Genomic DNA, 18300 nt, shown 5'->3' with positions numbered 1-18300 from the left:
TCATCTTTTAATTTTTCATATAATGCTCGTATTGTAATTCCTTTTATTGATAACAATTCTTCTATCCTCTTTAAATATTTATCCAATTTGCTTTTCTTATTTCTTTTTTTTGGTTTCCCTTCATATCCTTCCCAATATTTTTTTATTGTTCTTCTGTCATATCCATATATTCTTCCTAATTCAGAAAAATTTGGTTTCATTCCCATCATCCTTATTATTTCTAGTTGTTGTTTTACTTTCTCCATCTTTGGTATCCTCCTTTCCGAAATAGAAGGATACCATTATTTCTTTATCCTTTTTGTACATTTTTGTTCATTTTTATTTTCCTCTTTTTGTTCTTTTTTATTTTACCATTTACAGAAAACATAGAATTTAAAACAGCAAAACAACATTTAATAGTCCGAACAAAAATAAATAAGTTAGGACAAAAGATATTAAAAGTATTAAATATCCCATTGCCAAAAATAATAACACCTTATAATGAATTTAAAGAAAAATATAAAATTTAGGGGGTGTGGTGACACTTTTGCTTTTAATAAAAAGTTAACAATCGATATTTTTCGCTATATTTCAGCGTTATCTCTTTTTCTAAAAAAAACAACTGTCAAAGTCAGGAGAACGGAAACATTTAGGTTATCAAATAGTTCAAAAAATTATTGATTAAGGCGGAAATCTCCGCCTTTTTTATTTATATATCTTTATTTATATATCTTTAACCTTTCTTTATACTTGTGAAATAATTCATATATGTTTTAATAATATTTTTTTATTATAATGTATATGAGAATTAATTCATTTTATAAAAGTTATAAATTTCACAATTAGGGGGGAATTACTTTGGAATTTCAACTCACAAAACTTCAAAAATTAATTAGAAAAGCCACACGTGAATTAACAGAAAAAGAATTTAAACCAATTGCACAAGAAATCGATGAAACTGGAAACTTCCCAAAAGAGAATGTCGAAAAACTAAAAAAATATAATCTTTTAGGTATGAATATACCAAAAGAATATGGAGGCGCAGGTGCTGACGACCTATCATATGTTATTGCTGTTGAAGAAATTTCAAGATATTGTGCTACAACTGGGGTTATTTTATCAGCTCACAACTCATTAGCTTGCTGGCCAATATATTATTATGGAAATGATTATCAAAAAGAAAAATTTTTAGTGCCTTTAGCAAAAGGGGAAAAACTTGGTGCATTTGCTTTAACAGAACCTAATGCAGGAAGTGATGCTGGAAATCAAAGTACAACTGCTATAAAAGATGGTAATAAATGGATAATAAACGGAACAAAAATATTCATCACAAATGGAGGTGCTGCTGATATTTACATTGTTTTTGCGTCAACTAAAAAAGAATTAGGCGCAAAAGGCATTTCTGCTTTTATTATTGAAAGAAATACTCCAGGATTTAAAATAGGCAAGATAGAAAATAAAATGGGAATTAGAGGATCTGCAACAGCTGAATTAATATTCGATAATGTTATAATTCCAGAAGAAAATTTATTAGGGAAAGAAAATAAAGGATTCAAAATAGCCTTAAAAACTTTAGATGGGGGTAGAATTGGAATTGCCGCACAAGCACTGGGAATTGCTCAAGGCGCTTTTGATGAAACGATAAAATATATTAAGCAAAGAGAACAATTCGGAAGACCCATAGCTAAATTTCAATCAATACAATTTACAATTGCTGAAATGAAAACAAAATTAGAAGCTGCTCGAACATTAGTATATAATGCTGCATTAAAAAAAATGAATTATCATGATTATTCATTAGAGGCTGCTATGGCAAAATATTATGCTTCCGATATTGCAATGGAAATTACAAGAAAAGCTGTTCAATTACACGGAGGATATGGATATACTAAAGAATATGATGTTGAAAGAATGATGAGAGATGCAAAAATTACAGAAATTTACGAGGGAACTACCGAAATACAAAAAATGGTAATTGCTGCTAATATTCTAAAGTGAGGTGAATTTATGAATATAATTGTGTGTATTAAACAAGTTCCAGATACAACTGAATTAAAAATAGATCCTATTACGGGAACATTAATAAGAAAAGGTGTTCCTTCAATAATGAACTATGATGACAAAGCTGCTTTAGAAGAAGCTCTAAAACTAAAAGACAAATTTAATGCAAATATAACTGTTATTTCTATGGGACCAGAACAAGCAAAAGAAGTTCTAGAAGAAGCTTTAGCAATGGGTGCAGATAGAGCAATATTATTAAGTGATAAAAAGTTTAGTGGTTCTGATACCTGGGCTACATCTAACATTTTAAGTGAAGCAATAAAACATTTAGATTATGACTTAATATTAACAGGAAAACAAGCTATTGATGGTGATACTGCACAAGTTGGACCTCAAATTGCTGAAAAATTGAATATACCTCAAGTTACTTATGTGAAAAAAATTAGTTTTGATAATAGTGAATTTATTATAGAAAGAGAAATGGATAATACTATTGAAATAATTAAAGTTACTCCTCCTGTTTTATTTACTATATTAAAAGAAGCTAATAAACCGAGATATATGAATATAAAAAAATTAGTTGATATTTGTAGTAAAGATAATATAGAAGTATGGTCTAATGAAAAATTAAAATTGGATGAAAATATTATAGGCCTTAAAGGATCCCCAACAAAAGTAAGAAAAACATTTACTCCTGAAATATCAAAAAAAAGTATTATTTTAGAAGGAAATATTTCCGAACAAATTGATTTTTTAATTAACGAATTAAAAGAAAAACATTTAATATAAGGGGGCTTTTCATGAAAGACGTATGGGTTTATATAGAAACTGAAAATAATTCTATAAAAAAAGTTAGTTTAGAATTGTTAAATGAAGGAAAAAAATTAGCTACTAAATTAAAAGGAAATTTAGTTGCTGTTTATTTAAATAAAACTGATTTATCTCATGAAATTGCAAAATATGGTGCAAAAAAGATTATACATTTATTTAATAATAATATAGAACATTATGACACTCTTATATATACAAATGCTTTAGCTGAAATTATTACTGAAAAAAAGCCTCATATTATATTATTTGGTGCAACTCATATTGGTAGAGATTTAGCTCCACGGTTAGCTGCTAAATTAAATACTGGATTAACAGCAGACTGTACACACCTTGATTTAGATGAAAACGGACTTCTAATGCAAACTAGACCTGCTTTCGGTGGAAATATTATGGCAACTATATATTGTCCTGAACATATTCCACAAATGGCAACTGTAAGACCTGGAGTTTTTGAGATGTCTGTTCCAACAGAAAATATTAAATATGAGGTAGAAAAAATTGAACTTAAAAATGATAAACCCTTAATTAGAATATTGGATATTATTAATAAAAATTCATTATCAAAAGATATTTCTGAAAGTAACGTAATTGTAGCTGGCGGAAGAGGATTAGGAAAACCGGATGGCTTTAAACTTTTAGAAGAATTAGCTCAATTGCTAAATGGTTGTGTAGGCGCTTCAAGAGCTGCTGTTGAATCCGGATGGGCTAACCCTGAAATTCAGGTTGGACAAACTGGAAAAACAGTTAAACCGAAAATATATATTGCATGTGGAATTTCTGGTGCTATACAGCATGTTGCAGGAATGAAAGATTCTAAATGCATTATTGCAATTAATAAAAATAAAGATGCACCTATATTTAAAATTGCTGATTTTGGTATTGTTGGTGATTTATATGAGGTTATCCCTCAATTAATAAACAAATTAAAAGAAGAAAAAATTAGAAATTAAAAAATCCCGGAATTTCCGGGATTTTTTTATCCTTTAAACTGACCTGCAAAATGACAAGCAACTTGATGTCCATTTTCTAATTCAACCAATGGCGGTTCCTTTTTTGAACATATATCTTTTGCTATAGGACATCTTGGATGGAATCTACAACCACTTGGAGGATTAATAGGACTTGGAACATCTCCTTGCAAAATTATTCTTTTCTTTTTATATTCCGGATCTGGAATTGGAATAGCTGACATTAACGATACTGTATATGGATGTAATGGATTTGCAAATAAATCTTTTTTATCAGCCAATTCAACAATTTTTCCAAGATACATTACCGCAACTCTGTCTGAAATATGTTTCACAACAGCCAAATCATGCGCTATAAATACATAAGTTAATTTAAATTCATTTTGTAAATCTTCTAATAAATTGATGACCTGTGATTGAATAGAAACATCAAGGGCAGATACCGCTTCATCAGCAACAATCAATTTAGGATTTAAAGCTAATGCCCTTGCAATACCAACTCTCTGCCTTTGGCCACCAGAAAATTCATGTGGAAATCTATATATATATTCTGGAGATAATCCTACCTTATCTAACAAATCCTTTACTTTTTCTGTTGCTTCTGCCCCATCTTTGACTAATCCATGTGTAAATAATCCTTCAGCAATAATACTTCTAATTCTCAATCTAGGATTTAATGAAGAATAAGGATCCTGGAAGATTATTTGCATATTTCTTCTAAACCATTTTCTTTTTTCATTTAAATTTGATAACATTTCTTGATGTAAACCATTATATCCTTTATCAAAAAATATTTTTGCATATTTTTTATCTATTTCATCTTTAAGATTTTTTATAACGTCATCTTCGCTTTTATATTTATTTTTCAATTCATTAAATCTATCAACATAAGTCTCATTTATATATTTACGTACTTTAGATTTTGGAAAAAATAACGGTGTTGTATCTATCTCATCAACAACAATCCTTCCTGATGTTGGATTTAATAATCTTAATATAGTCATTCCTGTTGTACTTTTTCCACAACCAGATTCACCAACTAACCCTATTGTTTCTCCTTCATATACTTTAAATGATATATCATCTACAGCTTGAACATGTGCAACAACCCTTTTGAAAACACCTGCCCTAACAGGAAAATACTTTTTTAGATTATCAACCTGTAAAAGTACTTTTTTATTTTCAGACATTATTTTTCACCTACCCTTGACTTCTCTACTTCTTTCGTTAATTCATCAATATAGAAACATCTTGAGTAATGTCCTTGTTCAATTTCTATCAATTCTGGCATTTCATTTTTACATTTTTCTTTAGCAAGAAAACATCTGTTAGAAAATCCACAACCTTTTGGAAAATTTCTAGGGTTAGGCACTGTTCCAGGTATTGACATCAATCTATCAACTTCTTCATTTAATTTTGGTATTGATTGCATTAATCCCCATGTATATGGATTTTTTGGTTTTTTAAATATAGAAACTATATCTCCATATTCAACAATTTTCCCTGCATACATAACAGCAGCTTTATCTGCCATTTCAGCTACAACACCTAAATCATGTGTAATAAATATAATAGCCATACCATATTCTTTTTGTAACTCTTTCATTAAATCCAAAATTTGTGCTTGAATAGTAACATCAAGTGCTGTAGTAGGTTCATCCGCTATTAATACTTTTGGATTACAGGACAACGCCATAGCAATCATCGCTCTTTGTCTCATACCACCTGATAACTCATGCGGATATTGATCTACACGTTTTTCTGGTTCTGGAATCCCTACTTTTCTCAATAAATCTATTGCTCTTTGCCTCGCTGATTTTTCATCCATCCCCATATGAAGCATTATCATTTCTATTATTTGATCTCCAACAGTAAAAACTGGATTCAAAGCTGTCATAGGTTCCTGGAATATCATAGCTATTTCTTTACCTCTAATATGTCTCATATCATCTTCAGGAATTTTACTTATATCTTGTTCTTTATATATTATTTCACCTTCTGCGATTCTTCCATTTTCATCTAACAACCTCATTATACTTAACGAAGTTACAGATTTACCAGAACCTGATTCACCAACTATGGCTATAGTTTCTCCTTCATGAACATCAAAAGAAACTCCTCTAACTGCTCTTACTTCGCCATCTTCTGTATCAAAATATGTATGTAAATTATTTACTTTTAATATTGGCTCTTTCATTATTTGCCTCCTTTCAACTAACCGCGTAGTTTCGGATCAAAGATATCTCTTAATGCGTCTCCTACTAAGTTCCATGCTAAAACAAATAATACCATTGCAATACCAGGATAGGTTATTGTATACCAATATTGAAATGCTCCTCCTGTACCACCTAAAATCCAGTTTCTTGCATAATTAAGTATTGATCCCCAATCAGCGTAACCTTGAGGAGCTCCTACTCCTAAGAAACTTAACACTGCTGCAGTTATAACCATAGAACCTATTCTCATAGATGCTTGTATTAACACTGGAAATATTGTATTAGGTAAAATATGTTTAATTATAATCTTTGAATCTTTAACTCCCAATGCTTTTGCTGCCAATACATATTGATCGTTTTTAGCCTGTAAAATATTTCCTCTAATTAATCTTGCTGATCCCATCCATCCAAATACTATCATGGCGATCATAACTTTATCAAGTCCTGTCCCTAATATAGTTGTTAAAACCATAGCAGATAACATAAATGGAATTGACATAAATATATCAGTTATTCTCATTAATACTTCGTCAACCCAACCACCAAAATAAGCAGAAATAGATCCTACAAATAATCCCACAATTGTTGCTACAGATACTACTATTAATCCTATTTTAAACCCTGTTCTTGTCCCCCAAACAACACCATAATATATATCTCTTCCATTACTAATACCAAAAGGATGTTCTTTTGATGGTGGTTGTGGTGTATTTTCATAAGTCACAATTGGCATTAAATATGGATCATAATTTAAATCCTTTATATATAATTTCTTTAAATCTTTAAAATATTTTTTTGCGGCTGGTAAAAACTCTTCTACAGAATTATTTTTTGAATTTATTTCATCTAATTCAGCTTTCATTTTCTCAGCATTTTTTGCCTTTGCTAAAAAAGCTTTTATTCCATTTTCTAAATCTTTTAATGCTGCTTCAAACTTTTTTTTATCATCTATATTATCTTGTAAATTATATAAATAAGATTCATCTAAAATATATTCTTCTGTTAATGGAGATAATGTTTCTATTAGCTTATTAAAGTTTTCATCATTTTTATTGGATAAATAATTGCTTAAAACTTTTTCTAAATTTCTTATGTCATCTGCATAATCTAAATAAAATCCATATGTAAAGTCATAATAATCAGAAAAAGATACAACTAATTCTTCTATTAATGATGTATTTTTAGTATCTTCTAATTCATCTATCATTGATTCCATATTTTCTATTTCAGGATCAATTGGAATTTGAGGTGGAGCTAATAAAGGTGCAAAAGCTGCTACTAAAATAAAAAATATTAATAAAATTACCCCTAACATTGCAGATGGGTTTTTATAGAACTTCCTGAGAGCCCTTTTAACTTCTTCGTTCACTTCAACTCACCTCACTCGTATCTAATTCTTGGATCAATTAATGCGTATGATATGTCAATTATCAAATTACCAACAATTAACAATATCGAAGAGAACAATAACATACCCATTATTGATGCATAATCTAGTTGTCCAGCTGCTTTTGCAGCAAAACTTCCAATACCAGGTCTTACAAATATTGTCTCAACTATTATAACTCCCATTATTAATCCTATAATCATTGACCCTGCAACAGTCGCAACAGGAATTAAAGCATTTCTCTTTGCATGTTTATTTATAACAACCCTTTCAGATAACCCTTTTGCCCTTGCAGTTCTTACATAATCTTTGCTTAATACTTCTAACATTGAGGATCTTGTAATTCTAATTAAATAAGCCCACCATAAATATGACAATGTTAGAATAGGTCCAATTAAATGTCTTAAACCATCCCAAAACACATCTAATCTTCCATTTAATAAACCATCAATAGTAATTAATTTAGTATATTGATGAAAGTCCGGGGAATTTAACACATTTTCAACCCACAGACTAACTCTTCCAGGGGGGAACCATCCGAGCCAACTATAAAATACCATAAGGATTATTAAACCAAAAACAAAATCCGGAAATGACCAACCAACAATAGAAAATATTCTAATTAATTGATCCTGCCATTTATTACGATGTAATGCCGCTTGAACACCTAACCATACCCCAACTCCTATTATAGGAAATATAGAATACAATGCCAACTCAACAGTTGATGGTAACCTATTAATAATAGCATCTTTAACTGGTTCTTTACCAACTATAGACCAACCTAGATCACCTTTAGCTACAGATCCTATCCATTTTACATATTTTGTAAATGGATCATCGTTTAAACCATACTTCTCTTTTACAAGTTCTAATTCTTCCACAGACATTTTGTCTAAAGAATTAGGATCAACATATGCAGCTAACAGTTGGTCTTCTCCTAATAATTGCATCATAGAGAAAACAATGAGAGTAACTCCAAAAATTATAAGAGGTAATAACAGTAACCTCCTAATAATATACGCCGTCATACGAGCACCTCCATAGCTTTTATTAATAAACCAATTTATTATATCATATAAATATAACATTAAAAAACAAAAAAATAAGGGGAAGAGTCTTCCCCTCCCCTTAAATTAAAATTAATAATAAATAATTAATGTTTTCTTATTATTCTTCTGATTTCCAATAGTGGTAATAATCGTCACCTGGTCTAATTGAATTTGGATACCAACCTTTCAACCATTTTCTGTGAACCCTTACGCCAATCGGTTGATATAATGGAACACCTAAACCTTCTCTAATTACAAATTGTTGTACTTTAATATAGATTTCTTCCCTAGCTTTAGGATCTGTTAAAGCTGATGCTTCAGAGATCATTTCATTTAATGATTTTCCACCAAAGAATGCTTGAGGTTTGTTTGCAAATTCTGCATATTTTTCACCAAAGTAATAACCATAATCACCATCACTGTGATAGAATGTGTAAATAAAATTATTTGGATCAGGATAATCTGCTAACCAACCTAAGATGTATAATGGCATTTTTCCATTTTTTCTAGCATCTAAGAATGTTGGCCATTGAACACCTCTAACTTCTGCTTGGAATTTAGGATTGATCTTCTTTAAAGAATCTGCTAATAATTCTGCAGCCTTCTGTCTTGCAGCATTCCCTGTATTATAAAGGATTGTCATCTTGAAACCTTTTCTCCATAATTGTCCTCTATATGCTCTCTTGAAGTATTTTGTTGCTTCTTTTAAATCAAATTTTGGTTTTGGTAAATTATCATCATAACCTAAAAATCCTTTTGGCATAGCTGTTGGTACTAATTCTCCATAACCGTCTAATACATCATCAATCATCTTTTTATAGTCAAATGAATAAATAAATGCTAATCTTACGTTTTTATCTGCAAAGAATGTTGTTGGGATACCATTTCCATCCAATTTTCCGCTTCCAATATAAGGTGAATCTGGTTTTACTTGCCAGTTAAAGTTTAATGTAGTAACTGATACACTTGGTAAACCTTCAATAATTTCAATATCTGGATTTCCTTTAATTTGGCTTAAGTATTGTGCTGGTACTGCAACTATATCTGCTTCACCTTTTTCTAATAAAGCTTTTCTTGTTGACCATTCGTCTACTCCCCAAATAACTACGTTTTTAATCTTTGCTGGACCTCTCCAATATTCTTCAAATGCTTTTAATGTAACCTTTTGCTCTGCTCTATTCCATTCTACTAATTCATATGGACCTGAACCGATTTCTTTTGCATATAATGGTGAATCTTCTTTTTTCCAATCATGGAATTTCCACCATCCATCTGCTTTTCCATCCCATAAACCTAATCCCATTGCAGCTTTACTATCTAAAATTGCACCCCATGATGAACCTTGAGCAATGATATTTAAGAAATATACTTTTGGTGCTGCTAAATGGAATACAACGTAATCCCCTTCAACTTCTACTTTTGAATCGATATATTTTTTATAGAAGTCTAACAATATTTGTTTTGCTTCATCGTTAACAGGTTCTTTTGTTTCTGAATCTACTAAATCTGTCCATTTGTGACCTGTTAAACCTTTAACTGCTGATTTTAAACTAAAGTAATCACCAAAGAATACTTCATAAAGCATCCAGATAGGCCCTCCACCAGGGTTTCCTATTAATGCTCTTTCAAATGTGTATTCAACATCATATGGTGTCAATTCATTTCCACTGTGGAATTTAACACCTTTTCTAATTTTAAATTTAACTGTGTTTCCATCGATTTCCCATGATTCTGCTAATCTTGGAGCAAATTCACTTAAACTTGATCCAACATACTCGATTAAGTTATCATATACATTAAATATTACCTCACCACTTGCTGTGTCATATGCTTGATGAGGATCTAATGTGTCTGGTTCTCCAATTGTTACATCAACAATTGTATCAGGGTTCTTAACTTCAGCAAATGCGAAGATAGAAAATACCAACAATAATACTACTAAAAGTTTCTTCATACAGTCCCCTCCTTATATAAAATTTATTCCGGATATATTTTACCACAAAAAAATTAAAATTACAAATACTTTATGAACATTTCTTTGGAGTAAATTTTCACTAAAGTTATTATCTTTTATATTTCGTTATAATAAATCTTAATATTCCAAAAATACTAATTATTATGAAAATTCTTTCATGTTCTACTTTTTACTTATAATATATTGTAAAAAAAATGTAAATTAAAAAACAAATCGAAAAATTCTTAAGTTCTTTTATTTTAAATCACATTAAAATTCGTCTTTTTCAAGATGTTTTATGATTTTATAAAATCCTGGAAAAGATATATCTATTATTTTTGGATTATTTATTTCAATACCTTCTTTACTCAAAAGTCCAGCTATTGAAAACATCATTGTTATTCTATGATCATTATACGTTTTTATTTTCCCACCAATTATTTTCTGTTTTCCCTCTATTTCAAATCCATCTTCTAATTCTTTAATCTTAATCCCTATTCTTTCCATATTATTTACCACAGCTTTTATTCTATCACTTTCCTTTACTCTTAATTCTTTAGCATTTCTTAAAATAGTTTTCCCTTTAGCTTGTGTAGCTACCAATGCTAACAATGGTAATTCATCTATTGCATTAGGTATTAACTCTTTAGGTACATTTATTCCTTCTAACTCATTTGATGTTTCAATAACTATTTTACCTATTGGTTCTGGATATTTTTCTGTTACTTCATAATATATATTTGCATTCATTTTTTTCAATATTTTTAAAAAACCTATTCTTGTGGGATTTAAATTTACATTATATATTTCAACTTTAGCATTTTTATGCAATATCCCCAGTGCAATAAAAAAAGCAGCTGAAGAGAAATCGCCTGGTATATTAAATTTATCAATAGGTTTTAATTCTGATTTTTTTATTTTTATAAATTCATTATTCACTTCAATTTTTGCATTCATATATTTTAATATTCTCTCTGTATGATCTCTCGAACCTTTATCTCCTCTAACAATAGTTTCTCCTTTAGCATTTAATCCTGCAAGAATTATAGAAGACTTTAATTGAGCACTTGGTATAGGCATTGTATACTCAATACCTTTTAAATTTCCACCTTTAATGATTAATGGCATTTCACCATTTCTTGATTTTATTTCTGCTCCCATTAAATTCAATGGTTCAATTATTCTTTTCATCGGTCTTTTTGATAGCGATTTATCTCCATATAATATAAATAGTCCGTTTTTAGAGGATAAAACGCCACTCATTAAACGTGCTGTTGTTCCAGAATTTCCACAGTATAAAGGTTGTGTTGGTGTGGTTATTTTATTTGGAATAATAATTAATTTATTAAAATCACCTTTAAATTTAATACCAATTTTTTTTAAAATATTATAGGTTCTTTTTACATCTTTTGAGTTTAAAATATTATATACAACACTTTTTTCATTTGCTAATGATGATAAAATTAAAATTCTATGGGATATTGATTTATCTGGAGGAACATTTATTTTTGCTCTTATTTTTTTTATTGGCATTATTTTCATATTAGTTCAACTCCAAAACATTTTGATATATTACGTATTTCATCAATAATTTTCTTAAACTTTCCAAAATTTAAACTTTGTTTTCCATCTGACAGAGCTTTTTCAGGTTTTGGATGTATTTCAACCATTATCCCATGTGCTCCAACTGCCAAAGATGCTTTTATTAAATCAGGAATAATATCACTTCTCCCCGCCGCATGGCTTGGATCTATAATTATTGGTAAATGTGTTTCTTTTTTTAAAACGGGTATTGCAGAAATATCCAATGTATTTCTTGTTTTAGTTTCAAAAGTTCTTATTCCTCTTTCACATAATATAATATTTTTATTCCCCTCAAACACTATATATTCTGCAGAATATAAAAATTCTTCTATTGTCATCATAAATCCTCTTTTTAATAATACAGGTTTATTTAATTTACCTGCCTTTTTCAACAGTCCAAAATTTTGAGCATTTCTAGAACCAATTTGAATTATATCTGCACATTCATTCACCATTTTTAAGCTATCTTCATCCAAAGCCTCTGTAATTACTTTCAAATTATATTTTTCTGCTGCTAATTTCAAATATTCAAGTCCTTTTTTACCTAAACCCTGAAAAGAATATGGAGAAGTGCGTGGTTTGAAAACTCCTCCACGCATTATTTTTATATTTAATTCTGAAAGAAAATGTGCTGTTTCCTCTATTATTTCTTTATTTTCAACTGAGCAAGGTCCTGCTATTATCGTGAAATAACCTTGCCCTATTTTTACATTTCCTAAATCAATAATTGTATTTCCATTTATTGATTTTCTATTCACTAATTTCAAATTCATTTTCTCCTCCAATAAAAAACTATTTTTTAAAAACCATTACACCTAAAAACATCTTACAAACTATTATAGCATCGATTTTTAAAAATTTATAGTAATTTTTTATTAAAAAAGCTTGTGCTTTTGCACAAGCTTTTTTTTAACCTTCAAAAATTACCCATGAATATTCATAAGGTTTCAATTTGATTTTTGAGATTTTTTCTTTACTAAATAACTCAAAACCTTCGCTTTTCAATTCAATACTCTTATTTTCCTCAGATAAATTATGAAATGCCCATAACATTCTACTCTTTAATCTCTTTTTTACTACAAAAATAGATTTATCCTTTACAGGCACAACTTCACCCTTTTGCTCAAAAAATTCTATGTTTTCTTTTCTAATTTTCAACATATTTTTTACTGTATTAAATACTATATATTCTTTTGAACTTTTGTTTTTTAAATTTTTTTCAATTTCATCCCAATTAATAGGACCTCTATTTAAAAATCTCGAATCTTTAAAACCTGTCTTTTCAATCATTTTATTGTAAAAATCATAATCATTTTCTAAAGCTATTTCATCTCCATAATAAATAATAGGAGAACCTTCTGTGGTAAACAATAGAGAAAATGACAGTAAAACTTTTCTAATATCTTTATCTAATAATTCATATAATCTTCCTGAAATCCCTTCGCCTTCTCTAAACGTCCAAAGCCTATTTTTTAAATAATATTTATTCATCTTTTCTCTTTCTTCTTTTGTTACAAATTCAAGAGTTAACTCATCGTGACACCTTAAGAACGTAAACCATCTGCAACTTTCAGGAATATTTGGCGTGTTTTCTACCTTTAAAGCTTCAAAAACATACATATAATTTTTCTCAGCTAACGTGAGAAAAAACTTCGGCATTAATGGAAAATGATATCCTGCATGACATTCATCCCCATTGCCAAAATATTCTACTACATCCCTTGGTTTCAAATTAGCCTCTGCAACTAATATTGTACCTTTTTCCAAATAATCTAATGAATTTCTAAAAATTTTTAATATTGCATGTGTTTGAGGTAAATTTTCACAATTTGATCCTTCTTCTTTCCATAAAAATGGGGCTGCATCCATTCTAAAACCGTCTATTCCCATTTTTTTCCAAAATACCAATATTTTTATCATTTCAATTAGTACTTGTGGATTTTTATAGTTTAAATCCGGTTGAAAAGGATAAAATCTGTGAAAATAATAGTCCTTTGTTTCTTCATTATATTCCCAATTACTGTTAACCATTCCTTTAAACAATAATCTTGCTTCTTTATACTTCTCAGTATTTTCATTCCAGATATAATAATCTCTATATGGAGAATCCTTTGAACTCTTAGCTGATTTAAACCACGGATGCTCATTTGAAGTGTGATTAATAGCTATATCAAATATTACCCTTATTCCATTTTCATGTGCTTTATCAAGAAACAATTTGAAATCTTCATTATTTCCAAGATCTTTTCTAATTTTATAATAATCTCTGATATCAAATCCTTGATCCATTAGAGGCGAATCCAAAACTGGTAATAACCAGATTGTGTTTATACCTAAATCCGACAAATAATCAATTTTATCAGTTAATCCTTTAAAATTCCCTGCGTATAAATCCACATAAAGTGAATATATTACTGCCTTTTTATACCATTCAGAATCTAATTCTTTTTCGGAAAATTGCTGTTTTTCAGATTTCAAGTATTCAATTAATTCATTTAATTTATTTTCTGTGCTTTTAGGATAAACTTCAAACCATAATTCTTTTATTTGTTCTAACATAAAAACACCTCTATCTCGGAATTTCTATTTTTGAATAATCACCTATTACCAATTTTATTGATTTTGGTTTCGAATCTGAGCTTATAACTGTGGCATTTGCTCCAATTATACTTGAATCTAATCTTGTTTCTAAATGTGCTATTGTTGCTTTATCTAATATAATTGAATTTTCTAATTCTGCATTTTCTATAGTTACATTTTCTCCAATACTTGTATATGGACCTACATATGAATCAGAAATTAATACATTATCTCCTATAATTACAGGACCCCTAATAACACTATTTAATATTCTTGAATTTTTTCCTATTATTACATTTCCATGTATTGAAGAATTTTCATATACAATACCTTCATTTTTACTTTCTTTTAATTGTTCTAATATTTTTCTATTTGCTTCTATTAAATCTTCCGGTTTTCCAGTATCCTTCCACCATCCATATACAATATGTGCTCCAACATTTTTATTATTTTCTAATAACCATTGTATAGCATCCGTTATTTCCAATTCCCCTCTCCATGAAGGTTTTATATTTTTTATAGCCTCAAAAACAATTGGTTTAAAAATATAGACACCTATAATAGCTAAATTAGATGGTGGATCTTTTGGTTTTTCAACAACCCTTATAACTTTGTTGTCTTTTAATACAGCAATACCAAACCTGGATGGATCCTCCACTGGAGTTAATAATATAAATGAATCCATATCATTATTATCAAACTCTTTTATGAATTTTCCAAGATCTACTGTAACCAGATTATCTCCTAAATACATTAAGAATTCTTCATCTTTTAAAAATTCTTCTGAAATAGCTACAGCATGCGCTAAACCCTTTGGTTCCTCCTGAACTATATATGTTATATTTAATCCTAAACTTGAACCATCACCTAAAGTTGTTTCAAAATCAGATTTGTTATCAGGATTAACAACTATCCCAACATCATTAATTCCAGCTTTCTTTATCATTTCCAAACTATATACTATAGTTGGTTTGTTTGCTATTGGAATTAATGGTTTTGCATTTGTAAAAGTCAATGGTCTTAATCTTGTTCCTTTACCTGCACACAATATTAACGCTTTCACAACAACACCCCCTGTAAATTTTTTATTATATCTTTATAGATATATGGATTTGAATAAATATTTTTTTTGTTAAATATATTTGTCCTGTTACCATAATAATCAGTAATTATTCCCCCGGCTTCTTTTACTATTATATAACCAGCTGCAACATCCCAGGGATTTCCTTTTACCGAAATAAATGCATCAAAATATCCTGTTCCAACATATGCAATTTGTAATGCAGCTGTTCCAAGTAATCTTATTCTCATTACCTTTGTCTCAAAGGCTTCAAAAAATTTAAACGTTTTTCCTCTTATGTTTCCCATTGAAATCATTGCATCTTCTAAACTTTTGGACCAATTAGGAATAATTTTTTCATCATTATACTTTATGCCTTTATTTTCTTCGGCTGTTATAATTTGATTTATTACTGGAGCATATATTATACCATATTTTGGTTCATCATTTTCAACATAAGCAGCGGATATACAAAACATTGGTAGCATTTTAGAAAAATTAACAGTTCCATCTATTGGATCTATTACCCAATATCCACTTGTTTTAGGTTTTTTATCTTTTCCGCTTTCTTCACCAAAAAAACCTATTTCAGGAAATTGCTTTGTTAATGCGTTATATAGATATTCTTGAACTCTTAAATCAAGAGAGGTTACTAAATCATGTTTTGATGATTTGCTTGATATTGTAAATTCTTTTTCTCTCCATTCAAGAAGTTTTTTTCCAACTTCAATTGTTTTTTCTTTCAAAAAATCAAATTCTTTCATTTTTCCACCCGCTTAGCTAAAATATTATTTAATCCTGTTTTTATACATACACCACATAATGTACATATATCCCATCGACAATCATCTGTTGTTTTTCCTTCTGTTGCTTTTTTCATCTCGTTATTTATAAAATCATCCTTTAATAAAATATCTATTATTTTCCATGGTAATTCATCAGTTTCTATTTTTTCAAGATATTTTTTAGTATCAATGCCTAATTCATTTATTTTTCTTGCCCATTTTCTGAAATCAAATTCTTCATCCCACTCATCAAATATTGCATTTTCCTCTAATGCTACTTTATATATTAATTCTGATATTTTTCTATCTCCTCTTGATAATAATGCTTCAATTAAACTAATGTACGGATCATGAATTTTCAGTTTCGCAAACTTTCTTATCTCATTTAATATTTTTATTTTTTCTTTTATCTCTTTTGGTTGATAAAATCGCTCTTTTTCAAAAGGTGTGTGCGGCTTTGGAATAAATATTGACACATTTACTGTTATATCCTTTATTTTTATTTCTTTTTTTATTTTTTTTGTTAATTCAACAATTGCTTTTACATCTTCTTCTGTTTCTGTTGGAAGACCTATCATAAAATATAATTTTATTCTTCTCCAGCCACTTTTTTTAGCATATTCTACAACATTCAAAATTTCTTCTTCAGATATATTTTTATTAATCACATCCCTTAACCTTTGAGATCCTGCTTCTGGGGCAAAGGTTAACCCCGTTTTTCTTGCTCCAGATATTTTGCTTCCGATTTCTATTCCAAATTTATCAACTCTACTTGAAGGAAGTGATATAGAAATTCTCTTTTCTTTAAGATGTGGTTCTAATTTATTCAATACCATTTCAAGGTCACTATAATCTAACGTGCTTAAAGATAATAAGGATAGTTCATTATAGCCTGTCTTTTCAAGCGTTTCTAAAGATAAGTTTATTATTTTTTCTGCTGTTCTTTCTCTTACCGGTCTATAATAAAACCCCGCATGGCAAAATCTACACCCTCTATTACATCCCCTCATTATCTCTACTATCGCTCTATTATGTATAGTTCTAATTTTAGGAACAATTTGTTCAGTTGGAAATGACGTATTATTGAGATCTCTAATTTTTCGTATTTTTATCCTTTTCTCATAATCAGGAACTACAAACCCTGATTCAGTCTCCTTTAATTTATAATATTTCGGCACATAAAAACCTTCTGTTTCATAAATTCTTTTTATTTTTTCTTCTCTGGTTATATCGCTAGATAATATTTCTATTAGATCATCTATCACCGCTTCACCGTCGCCATTATAAAAAGCATCGATAAAATCAGCAATGGGTTCTGGATTAGATGCACTAGGGCCACCTGCTATAATTATAGGATCATTTTCTGATCTATCTTTAGAATATATTGGTATATTTCCAAGTTTTAAAGCATGAATAATATTTGTATATGAAAGCTCATATTGAAGCGTTATTCCAATTAAATCCATTTCTTTTATCGGCGTATATGTTTCCAGAGTATATAACGGAATATTTGCATTTTTCATTTCTTCTATCATATCTTTCCAAGGTAAAAAAATTCTTTCCGCAAAGACATTTTCCTTTTGATAAAATGAATGTATTAATATTTGAAATCCTGTATGAGACATTCCAACTTCATATAAATCAGGAAACATCAATCCGATTCTTATTTTATTTTCCACTTTTTTTATTCTTAAATTATATTCTCCGCCTATATATCTTGCAGGTTTCCTAACTCGATGTAAAACTCCAGATGCAAATAACCACTTTCCTATATTCATATATTTCCTCCTAAAACCATTTTATGATTAAGTATATCATAATTGTTTTTAATATATGTAAAATTTAGAAAAAAACTTTTTGATTAATCTATGTTAAATATGATATAATAAATTGTAAACACAAT

General features: G+C 29.1%; 13 protein-coding genes and 2 pseudogenes. 3 read left to right on the top strand and 12 right to left on the bottom strand.

The annotated features are described in order from the left end of the window. Positions 1-245 (bottom strand): annotated as a pseudogene (locus tag BUA62_RS11690) (IS21 family transposase); the annotation flags it as partial. 592 nt (positions 246-837) lie between these two features. On the opposite strand from BUA62_RS11690, the gene BUA62_RS07090 reads away from it, so the two are divergent. From BUA62_RS07090 to BUA62_RS07080, 3 genes are read left to right on the top strand one after another with little or no spacing between them, the layout of a single operon-like run. Next, on the top strand, positions 838-1977 hold the full coding sequence (locus BUA62_RS07090; RefSeq protein ID WP_072864928.1) for an acyl-CoA dehydrogenase: 1140 nt from the start codon (positions 838-840) through the stop codon (positions 1975-1977). A gap of 9 nt (positions 1978-1986) precedes the next feature. Next, a complete protein-coding gene (locus BUA62_RS07085) occupies positions 1987-2769 on the top strand; it encodes an electron transfer flavoprotein subunit beta/FixA family protein (RefSeq protein WP_072864926.1) in 783 nt (260 codons plus the stop codon). An 11-nt stretch (positions 2770-2780) separates the two neighbouring features. After that, positions 2781-3761 carry an electron transfer flavoprotein subunit alpha/FixB family protein gene (locus BUA62_RS07080; protein WP_072864924.1) on the top strand — a complete coding sequence of 327 codons (981 nt, stop codon included), beginning with the start codon at positions 2781-2783 and terminating at the stop codon, positions 3759-3761. Between the two features lie 26 nt (positions 3762-3787). On the opposite strand, the gene BUA62_RS07075 is transcribed toward BUA62_RS07080, so the two are convergent. The 11 genes and pseudogenes from BUA62_RS07075 to BUA62_RS07025 all read right to left on the bottom strand — a co-directional run bounded on the left by BUA62_RS07075 (position 3788) and on the right by BUA62_RS07025 (position 18175). After that, positions 3788-4969, bottom strand: a complete 1182-nt coding sequence (locus BUA62_RS07075) for an ABC transporter ATP-binding protein (protein ID WP_072864922.1) — start codon at positions 4967-4969, stop codon at positions 3788-3790. After that, positions 4969-5976, bottom strand: a complete 1008-nt coding sequence (locus BUA62_RS07070) for an ABC transporter ATP-binding protein (protein ID WP_072864919.1) — start codon at positions 5974-5976, stop codon at positions 4969-4971. The genes BUA62_RS07075 and BUA62_RS07070 overlap by 1 nt, the downstream gene beginning before the upstream one ends. Positions 5977-5993: 17 nt before the next feature. After that, a pseudogene (locus tag BUA62_RS11930) lies at positions 5994-6740 on the bottom strand (ABC transporter permease); the annotation flags it as partial. A 635-nt stretch (positions 6741-7375) separates the two neighbouring features. Further along, the gene (locus BUA62_RS07060; RefSeq protein WP_072864933.1) at positions 7376-8413 is read right to left on the bottom strand and encodes an ABC transporter permease; all 1038 of its coding nucleotides are present in this window, start codon (positions 8411-8413) and stop codon (positions 7376-7378) included. Between the two features lie 139 nt (positions 8414-8552). Beyond that, complete coding sequence (locus tag BUA62_RS07055; protein ID WP_072864915.1) at positions 8553-10388, bottom strand: ABC transporter substrate-binding protein; 1836 nt, start codon at positions 10386-10388, stop codon at positions 8553-8555. Positions 10389-10658: 270 nt separating this feature from the next. Further along, complete coding sequence (aroA, locus tag BUA62_RS07050; protein ID WP_072864913.1) at positions 10659-11930, bottom strand: 3-phosphoshikimate 1-carboxyvinyltransferase; 1272 nt, start codon at positions 11928-11930, stop codon at positions 10659-10661. Further along, complete coding sequence (gene aroF / locus BUA62_RS07045; RefSeq protein ID WP_072864911.1) at positions 11927-12745, bottom strand: 3-deoxy-7-phosphoheptulonate synthase; 819 nt, start codon at positions 12743-12745, stop codon at positions 11927-11929. Before aroF ends, aroA begins: the two co-directional genes overlap by 4 nt. 136 nt (positions 12746-12881) lie before the next feature. Beyond that, positions 12882-14531, bottom strand: coding sequence for an alpha-amylase family glycosyl hydrolase (locus BUA62_RS07040; protein ID WP_072864909.1), 1650 nt, complete (start codon positions 14529-14531; stop codon positions 12882-12884). Positions 14532-14541: 10 nt separating this feature from the next. Further along, the gene (locus BUA62_RS07035) at positions 14542-15615 is read right to left on the bottom strand and encodes a glucose-1-phosphate thymidylyltransferase (RefSeq protein ID WP_072864907.1); all 1074 of its coding nucleotides are present in this window, start codon (positions 15613-15615) and stop codon (positions 14542-14544) included. Then, positions 15612-16376, bottom strand: a complete 765-nt coding sequence (locus tag BUA62_RS07030; RefSeq protein ID WP_072864905.1) for an inositol monophosphatase family protein — start codon at positions 16374-16376, stop codon at positions 15612-15614. Before BUA62_RS07030 ends, BUA62_RS07035 begins: the two co-directional genes overlap by 4 nt. Then, positions 16373-18175 (bottom strand): TIGR03960 family B12-binding radical SAM protein, encoded by a 1803-nt coding sequence (locus tag BUA62_RS07025; RefSeq protein ID WP_072864903.1) that lies wholly within the window; start codon positions 18173-18175, stop codon positions 16373-16375. Before BUA62_RS07025 ends, BUA62_RS07030 begins: the two co-directional genes overlap by 4 nt. Between the last annotated feature and the right edge of the window lie 125 nt (positions 18176-18300).

This window comes from Marinitoga hydrogenitolerans DSM 16785 (assembly GCF_900129175.1).
In the GTDB taxonomy this organism is placed as follows: Bacteria; Thermotogota; Thermotogae; order Petrotogales; family Petrotogaceae; genus Marinitoga; species Marinitoga hydrogenitolerans.
This window is presented reverse-complemented; position numbering and strand designations above follow the sequence as displayed.

Excerpts from the sequence above, each read along its gene's own strand:
- BUA62_RS07085 (WP_072864926.1), top strand. The coding sequence starts at position 1,987 with ATGAATATAATTGTGTGTATTAAACAAGTTCCAGATACAACTGAATTA.
- BUA62_RS07080 (WP_072864924.1), top strand. The coding sequence starts at position 2,781 with ATGAAAGACGTATGGGTTTATATAGAAACTGAAAATAATTCTATAAAA.
- BUA62_RS07075 (WP_072864922.1), bottom strand. The coding sequence starts at position 4,969 with ATGTCTGAAAATAAAAAAGTACTTTTACAGGTTGATAATCTAAAAAAG.
- BUA62_RS07070 (WP_072864919.1), bottom strand. The coding sequence starts at position 5,976 with ATGAAAGAGCCAATATTAAAAGTAAATAATTTACATACATATTTTGAT.
- BUA62_RS07060 (WP_072864933.1), bottom strand. The coding sequence starts at position 8,413 with ATGACGGCGTATATTATTAGGAGGTTACTGTTATTACCTCTTATAATT.
- BUA62_RS07055 (WP_072864915.1), bottom strand. The coding sequence starts at position 10,388 with ATGAAGAAACTTTTAGTAGTATTATTGTTGGTATTTTCTATCTTCGCA.
- aroA (WP_072864913.1), bottom strand. The coding sequence starts at position 11,930 with ATGAAAATAATGCCAATAAAAAAAATAAGAGCAAAAATAAATGTTCCT.
- aroF (WP_072864911.1), bottom strand. The coding sequence starts at position 12,745 with ATGAATTTGAAATTAGTGAATAGAAAATCAATAAATGGAAATACAATT.
- BUA62_RS07040 (WP_072864909.1), bottom strand. The coding sequence starts at position 14,531 with ATGTTAGAACAAATAAAAGAATTATGGTTTGAAGTTTATCCTAAAAGC.
- BUA62_RS07030 (WP_072864905.1), bottom strand. The coding sequence starts at position 16,376 with ATGAAAGAATTTGATTTTTTGAAAGAAAAAACAATTGAAGTTGGAAAA.
- BUA62_RS07025 (WP_072864903.1), bottom strand. The coding sequence starts at position 18,175 with ATGAATATAGGAAAGTGGTTATTTGCATCTGGAGTTTTACATCGAGTT.